The following is a 10,735-nucleotide window of genomic DNA, read 5'->3' on the forward strand; positions in this document are numbered from 1 at the left end:
CGTCCTTATACCTACGACTATCGTCCTTATACCTACGACTATCTGGATCGCATTTTCCATGAATTTGATGAATTGGCTGGCGACCGCGCCTATGCTGACGATAAAGCATTGGTGGGAGGAATGGCGCGATTAGAAGGGCGTCCAGTGATGGTGATTGGTCATCAAAAAGGACGAGACACCAATGAAAAGGTTAAGCGTAACTTTGGTATGCCCAAGCCTGAGGGCTATCGAAAAGCGCTGCGTCTGATGAAAATGGCCGAGCGTTTTAATATGCCGGTGATTACCTTTATCGATACCGCAGGCGCTTACCCAGGTGTCGGTGCCGAGGAGCGAGGCCAATCAGAGGCGATTGCACGTAACCTCAAAGAAATGGCGGGCCTAACCGTGCCGGTAATTTGTAATGTGGTCGGTGAAGGTGGTTCAGGTGGCGCGTTGGCGATTGGCGTGGGTGACTATGTCAATATGCTGCAGTACTCCACCTACTCGGTGATCTCCCCCGAGGGTTGTGCATCTATTTTGTGGCGTGATGCTGCAAAAGCGCCGCAAGCGGCTGATGCGATGGGGATAACCGCCCCACGCCTCAAAGAGCTTGGCTTGATTGACAGTGTGATCACTGAGCCACTGGGGGGCGCACACCGCGACATTAACGCGATGGCTGAGAGCATTAAGCAAACGCTGCTTACCCAGCTAAGCGATTTAGACAGTCTTGATACCGAAAGCTTGCGGGATCGCCGCTATCAGCGCTTGCTCAATTACGGTTACTGCTAATCGTGATGGAATGAACTGCGATAAAGGGCCTGCGGGCCCTTTTCTTTTACGTAAAGGGCAGTAACAATGACACATTATATCAATGATGAATGGCTATGCTTTACCATCAACTGAGTGACACATTAGCCCCGCTGACATCGGCACCGCGACAGGTGGTGCTGGCGCTCAGTGGCGGGTTAGACTCTCGCGTGTTACTTGAATTATTGACGCAGTATCGCGACCAGCACCCCCAACATGATTACCTTGTGGTTCATGTTCATCACGGTTTGCATCCCGACGCAGATAGATGGGCGGAACAGTGCCAAATGTGGGCGGACAACACCGGATTTCGCTGTTGCGTGGAAAGGGTAAGATTGGATACGTCGCTCAGTGTGGAACATGCGGCAAGACAAGCAAGGTATCAGGCCATCGCGCACCTGCTTGAGCCCAATGGACTGGTGTTAACCGCTCAGCATAGCGATGATCAGGTTGAAACCTTTTTCCTCGCGCTAAAACGCGGCAGTGGTTTGGAAGGATTAGCAGGAATGCCAGCGGTGCGAGCTTTGGGGCAAGGCTATCTGGTGCGTCCTTTTTTGACGCAATCACGGGCGAGCCTCGAGGCGTATGCGCGCCAACATCAACTCGATTGGGTAGACGATCCGAGCAACCAAGACACGCGATTTGATCGCAATTTTTTGCGTCAGCACTGGTTACCGCAAGCGGATACGCGCTGGCCAGGGTTTCGTAAAGCGGTACAACGGACCCAACTTCTGTGTGCCGAACAAGCTTCGTTATTGGCACGTTTGATTGAGCCTATGGTGACACAGGCGGAGACAGAAGCAGGTAGCCTGCCTATTACCGCATTACCACAAGACGATTTAGCACTCACGCAGGCCATGCTGCGCCATTGGCTAAAGCGTCACAGTATTACCTTAACGCAAGCACAGTTACAGGCATTGCTCTCAGATGTCATCAACGCTAAACCGGATGCCAACCCAAGCTTGAGCGTGGGGACGGTGAGCATTCGCCGCTTCCAGCAACAGCTTTATATCGTGATGCCTTATGCAGATTTATCTCAATGGCAGGGCACATTGACGTCAGAATCGCCGTTAGCGCTGCCAGATGGACTGGGTACCTTATACTTACTGCCTTATTCGTCGACAGCGAAAGGACTCGCGCTGGGAGATCTCGCGTCGCGGGCACTGCATGTACACTTTAACCCTCGTGGCTTATCGATTCATCCTGCTGGCCGACAAGGGCGTCGAAAGCTGAAAAAACTTTACCAAGAAGCGGGGATCCCCAGCTGGTTGCGCCGACGCCAACCGATTATTTGCGATGGCGAGACAGTGGTGGCCATTGCCGATAGGTATGTTAGCCAGACCGCGAGCGGTAAACAATGGCGGCTTGTTTGGCAGCATGAGTCTTAGTCTCCTTGTCACCTGCGCGATTTGCTCACTTAATTTCGCTCGCTCACAAGGTGCCAGAGCAAACGTCGGGCGAGCTGGATGAGATCAGAACACTGAACTGGTGATGATTAATTGAGCAGTTAGGCTATCTTGTCTTGCTTAATCGTGACGAATTACTTAATGTACTAGTCTAATGATACATAAGGTAAGCAGTAATGGCATCAAGTCGCGAATTATTCGGTACTAGGATTGGCTTTGTTCTTGCTGCAGCAGGTGCTGCAGTTGGACTGGGTAATATTTGGGGATTTCCCACTCAAGCGGCCAGTAATGGCGGAGGCGCCTTTTTACTCGTCTACTTGTTGATGATTTTGCTGGTTGCATTTCCCATGCTGGTGGTGGAAATGGCGATTGGCCGTCATGGGCGTGCGAATCCACTGGATAGCATGCGTGCACTGAGTGATAATCCTTTGATGAAGCGCTTGGGAAGCGGTGTGGGTTTAGTAGGACTGGCCGTTCCTTGTATGGTGCTAGCGTTCTATAGCATTGTTGGAGGCTGGTTAGTGTCATTCCTCCTCGCGGCGGTTGCAGAGATCTTGCACTTTACCGACGTGGCAGCATGGTTAAAAGGCTTCTCGGCTTCACGTAACTTGTTTGGCGCCATCCTCTTTTATGTGTTGACTATCTTTATTGTGCAAGCAGGTGTGAAACAAGGTATTGAGCGTTGGTCAACCCGTTTGATGCCAGCGTTATTCGTGCTGTTTGCCGCGATGTTCCTCTACATCATGACGTTACCTGGGGCGACAGAGGGTTTAAAGCACTACCTTATTCCTGACTTCTCCAAGATCATGGACAGAGATCTGCTCTTGGCAGCGATGGGGCAAGGCTTCTTCTCGTTGACCATTGGTGGATGTTCGATGCTGATCTACGGCTCTTACCTGAGTCAGAAAGAAAACCTGCCTAAGATGGCATTGAGTGTCACGCTGGTAGATACCGCGGTGGCAGTCATTGCCGGTCTAGTGGTTCTGCCCGCGATGTTCGTGGCGATGAATCAGGGCGTCGAAATCTATGCTCAAGATGGCAGCTTGCTGAGTGCCGATACACTGGTATTTACCGTGTTACCTTTGTTGTTTGAAAGCTTGGGCGCTGCAGGGCCTTATGTCTCTTTGGTCTTTTTCTTGTTGATGACCATTGCGGCGCTGACTTCTTCTATCTCGATGCTCGAGTGCCCGGTCGCGCTCGCCAGTGAACGGTTAGGCTCAAGCCGTAAAATCACCAGTTGGGTACTGGGTGGACTGATTGCTGCATTCAGTGCCGTTATCGTGTTTCATTTTGGCACTTTATTTGGACTTGTAGCGAAAGTGGCAACACAGTACTTCCAGCCTTTTGCTGCCTTGCTATTTTGCTTGTTTGGTGGGTGGATTTGGTCGCGTGACCGCAAACTGTCAGCCTTGCGTGAAGGATACGAGGATATTGAGCAGGGGATGTTTTGGAAAGTATGGCCTGTCTACGTCAAGTTCGTTTGTCCTGTCTTAGTGGCAACCGTCCTTTGGGTTTCGTTGGGTTAACAAGCGTACTGGGAAAGTCAACGCAGACAAAAAGCGGACCATGTGTCCGCTTTTTCCGTAGGTATGGGCTTAGCGAAATTGGTTGGCGTCTTCGATATACGTAAAGCCTGCTTCTTCGAGCCGCGTGCACAACACGGCTTTGTCGATATCATAATAACGAACCAGATCCTCTAAGCTGTCAAACTCGTCACGTAGCTTCATATTGACGATGCTCATCAGCATGACAGGGTCCATGGTGGCGTAATTGTTTAAATCCATCTTAGTCCTCGTGATCGCTGATCAACAAGTTGGCTGCGGCAAATGCGGCTTGCTCTCGACGCGCTTGCTGGATCTCAGTGTCTTGTGCAATATCGTTGAGGGCTTTTAATGCGCAATGGATCGCCGCCGGTATATAGCCTTGTTCGCCACTGCCAATTTCTGCATAGCGTTGGCGAATTAAGTCACAGCAGTCTGCTATTTTCATGGTGTTCTCCTCAAGTAATGATGAGGATCACTATACCCAATCTCGTTGGGGAGAGGAAAGCGCTAACGTGCGCGTTTTTGCCGGTACATACTTTGGTCGGCGCGCTCATAGAGCGACAAGTTATTATCACCTTGTCGATAGACAGAGAAACCCACTGACGCGCTGATCTGGTGACTTGATAACAAATGATCTTGGCTAACTAAGCTCTTCACTCGTGAGGTCACGTGTTTCACTGAGCTCTTACTGGCAGGTTGCAAGATAACGGCAAACTCATCGCCACCGAGTCGATAACAACGATCGCTGCCACGCACAGCCTCTTTGACCAGCAATGAAAAACGGCGTAGTACCTTATCACCATCCAAGTGGCCATAGGTATCATTAACTTGTTTGAAGTTGTCCATATCGAACATCACCATGACCAGACCAATATTTTCCCGTTCACAGACTGCGACGGCATGCTGAAGGTCTTGTTCAAAGCTGGTGCGGTTATGTAGGCCAGTGAGGCCATCGAGCAATGCCATGTTTTTCACTCGCGTATATTCAACGGCATTATTCAGCGGGCCGGCGAGCAGCTTGTGATAGGTATGGAGCAAGCTGATTTCATCTGGGTCGAGCTTGTAAGGGGTAGAGTATTGCAACACACCCAATGGCTGCTTATTGAACTTGATGGAAAACGTCTGACGAAATGTGTGTTGTGCGCCACGACGAATGATGTTGGAGATATCATCATGCTCCCAAATAATTCGCCCAATATCGATCTGCTTTTCTAGTTCACGCGCATACACTTCAAACAACACTTTGATATCAAGGTGGCCTTGCAGCTTTTGTAACAACAACAAACGTTGATCGGCACCGAGCGGGACAATCCGCGGGGCGCGATCAGAGTTTGTATATTGTTTGATGTGCGAGGCATTCATGCGTGATCAACTACTTAGTAACAACGTCGGTTTCAATCTATGAAGCAGGTATCGTGCCAGTCTATATATTTTTGCGAATGGCGATGGGCGGATGCGAGTGAGGATACTGTTTTAAAGTAACTAATCTGTCAATAAAGAAAGGATCTCAGACTGATGATTGTGTGCATCACGGTAACCAATGTCAATCAACTGGCGAAGGTATGCCGGCTCAAATAATAGATAACTGGCAAAGGTGGCATCTTGACTGGCATTAATCCCCAAAAGTTTAAGCAAGCTGCGCAATGCGAGTGGCATATGGCTGTAGTAGCGGTTCGCCATGGGTTCAAATGGCTCTGAAGGCCGAAGGTGGAGAACATCAATGTGGCGCAGCCCTAGACGCTCTTTTTGGTCGGGAGATAAAGCGCTGGCAACATGATTAAGCCGTTGTAAATGCTCTAAGTCTGCCGAGAGCGTATCGGCAAAGATCGCATTCATTAAATGACCGCCGAGCATCGCTAAACCTGGCGCGGTGTGTTTAATTTGTTCAGGCCGCCGTATCCCTGTGGTCAGATCCAGAATTAAAATCCGCTCCGCGTCCATTTTGACAGCGGGACGCAACGGGGAAATTTGGTGAATGGCGCCATCACCATAAAATTCGTGACCAATCCTGGAGGCGGGAAAAATGAAAGGAATGGCAGAAGAGGCCAGTAAGTGTTCGGYGGAAATTTGACTTCGTTTTCCCACTGCACGGGCTCTTTCCCATGGTTTGATATGTGATGCGCCTTGAAAGAAGCTCACCGATTGCCCCGTTTGGTAGTTTGAGGCCGTGACAGACAAGCCATTCAAATGCCCAGCCAGTAATTGATAGTTAAGCTTGTTAAAGCTGATCGTTTGATTCAGTAACTCTCTTAATGGCCGGTTATTGAGCAACCCGAAAGGCTGAGTGGGCTGGTAGTGAGATTGAAAGCGTTGCCCGGTTTGCGACAAAAGATGGCCGATAAGTGCACTGGGCTGACTGGCGAGCACCCGAGAGGTGTTCAACCGATGCCATAGCCAAGACAATTTTTTGACGCCTAGTCGAAAACATGACGCATAGCTTGCCAAAGATACCGCGTTGATAGCACCGGCGGATGTGCCGCAATAAATGGTAAATGGACTCGTGTGCACACGCGGATACCAGTGAGCGATGGCCGATAAGACACCCACTTGATAAGCCGCTCGTGCGCCGCCGCCGGTGAGTACCAAGGCAATTTTAGGTTTGTTTTTTGACATAGGGCTACCATTATTACCGCGCTAACAGTTTGATTATAGATGCTCTTTTATCTCACGCGCGGCGGTATATCACAGACCCTAAATATCATTAATGATAATGAGGTTGAAAATTGTTATCAATTCGATCTAGGCTGGTGGTGTCTTAATCATCAATGGAGTGACACTATGACTTATCCTTTTCCGGATCTTCCTTATGCCTACGATGCGCTAGCGCCCCACATTGATGAGGCGACGATGCGCATTCATCATCAGCGTCACCACAAAACCTATTACGATAAATTTGTTGCGGCGATCGAAGAGACGGCGCGTAATGGTGAATCGCTTGAGGCTTTGTTTGCTGAGATTTCAACGCTGCCTGCTGCCATCCGTAATAATGGCGGTGGTTATTACAATCATTTGGTGTACTGGCAATCAATGACACCTAACCCTAAGGGGGCACCAGAAGGGCCGCTCTACGATGCCATTGTAGCGACGTACGGCTCACTTGATGCGTTTAAAGAGGCCTTTAGTCAGGCGGCCATTGGTCAGTTTGGTTCAGGCTTTGCGTGGCTGGTAGTGAAAGAAGATGGACAGCTTGCGATTACATCGACACCTAATCAAGACAATCCATTGATGGATGTTGCTGAGGTGAAAGGGGTGCCTCTGCTAGGTTGCGATGTGTGGGAGCATGCTTATTATCTTAGTTATCAGAATAAGCGCCCAGATTATGTCAATGCTTGGTGGCAAGTGGTCAATTGGGACTTTGCTGAAAAGGCATACCAAAAAGCACGCGAGACGATGAGCTGATACAAAAATGCCCCGCAGAGCGGGGCATGACATGCTTGCTTTTGGCGCTATTTAGTCAAGCTTTGACTGAATAAACGTCAGTGCATCGTCAATGGAGAAAGGCACTTTCTCGCCGTCTCGACGATGCTTATACTCGAACACGCCGTTATCCATACTACGCTCACCAATGACGATAGTGTGAGGCACGCCGACAAGCTCAATATCAGAGAACATTACACCTGGACGCTCTTTACGGTCGTCAAAGAGTACATCGATACCTGCCGCTGAGAGATCGGCGTATAGCTTTTCAGCCGCTTCACGCACACGTTCAGATTTGTGCATGTTCATGGGGACAATGGCCACCTTGAAAGGCGCGATAGCGTCAGGCCATATAATTCCGTTTTGGTCATGGTTTTGCTCAATGGCTGCAGCCACAACACGCGTAATACCAATACCGTAACAGCCCATTTCTAACAAGGCGTTCTTACCATCTTGGCCTAGCACGCCTGCATTCATCTTTTGTGAGTAATTATTGCCCAGCTGGAAGATATGGCCCACTTCGATGCCACGCTTAAACATCAATGTGCCGTTACCACAAGGGCTAGGATCGCCTTCAATGACATTGCGCAGGTCGGCGACTTGACCCAGCTGTACATCGCGTTCCCAATTTATTCCGAAGTAGTGTTTGTCGTCGGTATTTGCACCGGCACCAAAGTCACTCATCACTGCAACACTGCGATCAACGATGAAAGGTGCGGGTAGGTTTACCGGGCCCAAAGAGCCAGGACCGGCACCGACAAGTGCACGTATCTCTTCTTCGGTGGCGAAAGTCAGCGGGGCGGCAACCTCTGGTAGGTTTTCTGCTTTCACTTCGTTGAGTTCATGATCACCACGGATGATTAGCGCGATAAGATCAGACTCGACCTGTTCAGACGCTTTGACGAAAAGCGTCTTCACCGTTTTTTCAATGGGAAGATCAAACTGCTCAACCAGTTCAGCGATGGTTTTTGCATTTGGCGTATCGACCAATTCCATCGCTTGGGTTGGCGCATCAGCCTGATCTTTGGGCGCGAGCGCTTCAGCTTTTTCGAGATTCGCTGCGTATTCAGACTCAGTCGAGAAAGCAATCAGGTCTTCACCACTGTCTGCCAAAACATGGAACTCGTGTGAGGCGGAACCACCAATTGCGCCGGTATCAGCCAGCACCGCGCGATAGTCTAATCCCATACGGTCAAAGATGGCGCAGTAAGCGGCACGCATCTTTTCGTAGCTCTGCTCCATGCCTGCTTTATCAATATCGAAACTGTAGGCATCCTTCATGGTAAATTCGCGAGAGCGCATGACGCCAAAACGTGGGCGTACTTCGTCACGGAATTTGGTTTGGATTTGATACAGGTTGAGCGGCAGTTGCTTGTAAGAATTAATTTCGTTACGCGCCAAGTGCGTAATCACTTCTTCATGCGTAGGACCCAAGACAAAATCGCGTTGATGGCGGTCAGCGATACGCAGTAACTCAGGGCCAAATTTTTCCCAACGTCCCGTTTCTTGCCATAAATCTGCTGGTTGCACGACAGGCATCATGGTTTCGACGGCACCGGCACGGTTCATCTCTTCGCGGACAATACGCTCAACATGTTGAAGGACGCGAACACCTGTGGGGAGCCAAGTATAAAGGCCTGAAGCGAGTTTTCGAATCATACCCGCGCGCAGCATCAGCTGATGGCTGACAATTTCTGCGTCGCTAGGGGTTTCTTTCAAAGTAGAAAGCAGATATTGACTGGTACGCATGTAAAGTTATCCGTTGATATTGGCGATCAATAAGTCCAAGCATATTAACAGCGTGGGGGAGTTTCGACAAAAGCTTCTATGGAAGCCACTTCGATTTGCTCGCTTTGAACGTAAAACGTGACGTTAAAGTCGAACAGGTGAACCGCATAGCGGCGATTATCCGGTTGACCTTTTCTGTAAGCCGGGCGTGGATCTTGCGCTAAGACTTCAGCAATCACGCTTTGATAGTATGCTTGCTGAGGATATGGAGATAATGCCAATAAGGCGCGGTCAGAGAAATGAACATCGAGCGGAGTAGGTTTGGTTTGAGCAAATCCGCCTTGGGCGTCGGCAATACTGTCAGAGTAAGGAATATATGGCTTAATATCGACAATTGGAGTTTGGTCAACAAGATCACACCCTCGTAATACCAAGATGACTTGCCCGCTATCTTGAGTGACATCAACCAGCTCTACGGCTGACATACCAATGCCATTAGGACGAAATGTAGCTCGGCTAGCAAACACACCCATTCTCTCATTCCCCCCCAGTCGAGGTGGACGGACGGTAGGGCGCCATCCCCTATCTAGGTTCTGATCAAAAAGAAAAAGTAACCAAAGGTGGGAGTATTGTTCAATGCCTCGCACGGCGTCGATCTGATTGGCATCCCCCTGCAAGTAAAGATAAGCGAGTGCGTTAGGCGCTAACCCAGGTTGACGAGGTACCGCAAATTTCTCTTTAAAAGGAGAATGAAGTGTGCCAATCGGCGTGATAGAAAACTGGGAACACATAACCAAATAAACCGAAAACAAAGTGGGTATACTTTAGCATGTGATAGAAGAGGGGAGTATGGATGCAAGTCAGTCTTGGGCGTGACATAATCCCAACATTATTTACCGAGGGGAACAACGCGTGAGTCTTCCAGCCGTTTTTATCGATCGTGATGGTGTTGTTAATGTCGATCACGGTTATGTGTCTAGTATCGATAGCTTTGAATATATTGAGGGCGTGTTCGACGCATGTAGGGCGCTGAAAGAAAGAGGCTATTTACTCGTCCTCGTGACCAACCAAGCCGGTATCGCGAGAGGTTACTACACTGAGCAAGATTTTTTGCAATTGACTGAATGGATGGACTGGAACTTTGCTGACAAAGGTGTCGATTTTGATGGGATATACTACTGCCCCCATCATCCCAGCGAAGGAAGCGGGGAATACCGCATCGAGTGTGAGTGTCGCAAGCCTAAGCCTGGAATGCTTCTAGATGCAGCGAAAGAGCTCAATATCGACCTCGTCCACTCTGTCATGGTGGGAGATAAAGCGGATGACATGATAGCGGCAGAGGCTGCGGGCATTACTACGCGTTTTCTTGTTCGCTCTGGTAAACCTATCACCGAGCAGGGCGTCGCATTAGCCACTGAGGTGGTTAATTCGATCGCGGATATACCCACGTTACTCTCTCGCCGCTAAAAAGCTGTCTTTATAGAGTGAGTTGGCGATTATTTGCTCGGTTAGATTTTTTTGAACAAAAACGCTTGCATCCAAAAATCTACCCTCTATAATTCGCTTCTCGTTGGCACGGCAAACCGCGCTAACAACGGCAAAACAAACAAGCAAAACAAAACGCTTGACTCATTGCCGAGGTGGCGTAAAATGCCACTCCCGCTCAAGATTGAGCGGCGCTCTTTAACAATTTGACCTATGCAATCTGTGTGGGCACTCGTTGAGAATAGACAAAAAGATTTATTCGATGAACTGAGTGACCAAACGACAACTTTTACAGTTGTTCGGCACAGTCAATTCGTTTGTCTCGTAAGAGACGAACAAAACAGTATTTATCGAGCCGTTTGTCTTTCC

The 10,735-nt window shown here is 49.3% G+C and carries 11 protein-coding genes; 5 read left to right on the plus strand and 6 right to left on the minus strand.

Annotation, left to right across the window (positions count from 1 at the left end; genetic code table 11):
• The 3 genes from accA to BZG73_RS15575 form a co-directional block, all read left to right on the plus strand.
• Nucleotides 1-768 (plus strand): acetyl-CoA carboxylase carboxyl transferase subunit alpha (gene accA / locus BZG73_RS15565; protein WP_101494525.1); only part of this gene is annotated, 768 nt, incomplete at its 5' end.
• Between the two features lie 95 nt (nt 769-863).
• Nucleotides 864-2,174 carry a tRNA lysidine(34) synthetase TilS gene (gene tilS / locus BZG73_RS15570; protein ID WP_101494526.1) on the plus strand — a complete coding sequence of 437 codons (1,311 nt, stop codon included), beginning with the start codon at nt 864-866 and terminating at the stop codon, nt 2,172-2,174.
• Between the two features lie 194 nt (nt 2,175-2,368).
• The gene (locus tag BZG73_RS15575) at nt 2,369-3,718 is read left to right on the plus strand and encodes a sodium-dependent transporter (protein ID WP_046074192.1); all 1,350 of its coding nucleotides are present in this window, start codon (nt 2,369-2,371) and stop codon (nt 3,716-3,718) included.
• Between the two features lie 69 nt (nt 3,719-3,787).
• On the opposite strand, the gene BZG73_RS15580 is transcribed toward BZG73_RS15575, so the two are convergent.
• The 4 genes from BZG73_RS15580 to BZG73_RS15595 form a co-directional block, all read right to left on the minus strand.
• Nucleotides 3,788-3,976: a DUF4250 domain-containing protein gene (locus BZG73_RS15580; protein ID WP_046074193.1), complete on the minus strand. Its 189-nt coding sequence runs from the start codon at nt 3,974-3,976 to the stop codon at nt 3,788-3,790.
• A 1-nt stretch (nt 3,977) separates the two neighbouring features.
• Nucleotides 3,978-4,181: a YaeP family protein gene (locus BZG73_RS15585; protein ID WP_046074194.1), complete on the minus strand. Its 204-nt coding sequence runs from the start codon at nt 4,179-4,181 to the stop codon at nt 3,978-3,980.
• 62 nt (nt 4,182-4,243) lie between these two features.
• Nucleotides 4,244-5,098: a GGDEF domain-containing protein gene (locus BZG73_RS15590; RefSeq protein ID WP_077578858.1), complete on the minus strand. Its 855-nt coding sequence runs from the start codon at nt 5,096-5,098 to the stop codon at nt 4,244-4,246.
• A 120-nt stretch (nt 5,099-5,218) separates the two neighbouring features.
• On the minus strand, nt 5,219-6,349 hold the full coding sequence (locus tag BZG73_RS15595) for a patatin-like phospholipase family protein (RefSeq protein ID WP_077668785.1): 1,131 nt from the start codon (nt 6,347-6,349) through the stop codon (nt 5,219-5,221).
• Nucleotides 6,350-6,514: 165 nt separating this feature from the next.
• Between BZG73_RS15595 and BZG73_RS15600 the strand changes: the two genes are divergently transcribed.
• Nucleotides 6,515-7,135 carry a superoxide dismutase gene (locus BZG73_RS15600; protein ID WP_046074197.1) on the plus strand — a complete coding sequence of 207 codons (621 nt, stop codon included), beginning with the start codon at nt 6,515-6,517 and terminating at the stop codon, nt 7,133-7,135.
• A gap of 51 nt (nt 7,136-7,186) precedes the next feature.
• Here BZG73_RS15600 and BZG73_RS15605 read toward each other — a convergent pair whose 3' ends face one another.
• Nucleotides 7,187-8,902 carry a proline--tRNA ligase gene (locus BZG73_RS15605; protein ID WP_077668786.1) on the minus strand — a complete coding sequence of 572 codons (1,716 nt, stop codon included), beginning with the start codon at nt 8,900-8,902 and terminating at the stop codon, nt 7,187-7,189.
• Nucleotides 8,903-8,946: 44 nt separating this feature from the next.
• Nucleotides 8,947-9,672 carry a tRNA (N6-threonylcarbamoyladenosine(37)-N6)-methyltransferase TrmO gene (gene tsaA, locus BZG73_RS15610; protein ID WP_077668787.1) on the minus strand — a complete coding sequence of 242 codons (726 nt, stop codon included), beginning with the start codon at nt 9,670-9,672 and terminating at the stop codon, nt 8,947-8,949.
• Between the two features lie 121 nt (nt 9,673-9,793).
• Between tsaA and gmhB the strand changes: the two genes are divergently transcribed.
• Nucleotides 9,794-10,348 carry a D-glycero-beta-D-manno-heptose 1,7-bisphosphate 7-phosphatase gene (gene gmhB / locus BZG73_RS15615; RefSeq protein WP_077668788.1) on the plus strand — a complete coding sequence of 185 codons (555 nt, stop codon included), beginning with the start codon at nt 9,794-9,796 and terminating at the stop codon, nt 10,346-10,348.
• Nucleotides 10,349-10,735 lie beyond the last annotated feature (387 nt).

It is taken from the genome of Salinivibrio siamensis, assembly GCF_001996005.1.
GTDB lineage: Bacteria > Pseudomonadota > Gammaproteobacteria > Enterobacterales > Vibrionaceae > Salinivibrio > Salinivibrio siamensis.

What these genes read in the sequence shown, in the direction of transcription:
- BZG73_RS15605 (WP_077668786.1), bottom strand. Translation starts at nt 8,902, where the DNA reads ATGCGTACCAGTCAATATCTGCTTTCTACTTTGAAAGAAACCCCTAGC.
- tilS (WP_101494526.1), top strand. Translation starts at nt 864, where the DNA reads ATGCTTTACCATCAACTGAGTGACACATTAGCCCCGCTGACATCGGCA.
- tsaA (WP_077668787.1), bottom strand. Translation starts at nt 9,672, where the DNA reads ATGTGTTCCCAGTTTTCTATCACGCCGATTGGCACACTTCATTCTCCT.
- BZG73_RS15600 (WP_046074197.1), top strand. Translation starts at nt 6,515, where the DNA reads ATGACTTATCCTTTTCCGGATCTTCCTTATGCCTACGATGCGCTAGCG.
- BZG73_RS15580 (WP_046074193.1), bottom strand. Translation starts at nt 3,976, where the DNA reads ATGGATTTAAACAATTACGCCACCATGGACCCTGTCATGCTGATGAGC.
- BZG73_RS15585 (WP_046074194.1), bottom strand. Translation starts at nt 4,181, where the DNA reads ATGAAAATAGCAGACTGCTGTGACTTAATTCGCCAACGCTATGCAGAA.
- BZG73_RS15590 (WP_077578858.1), bottom strand. Translation starts at nt 5,098, where the DNA reads ATGAATGCCTCGCACATCAAACAATATACAAACTCTGATCGCGCCCCG.
- BZG73_RS15575 (WP_046074192.1), top strand. Translation starts at nt 2,369, where the DNA reads ATGGCATCAAGTCGCGAATTATTCGGTACTAGGATTGGCTTTGTTCTT.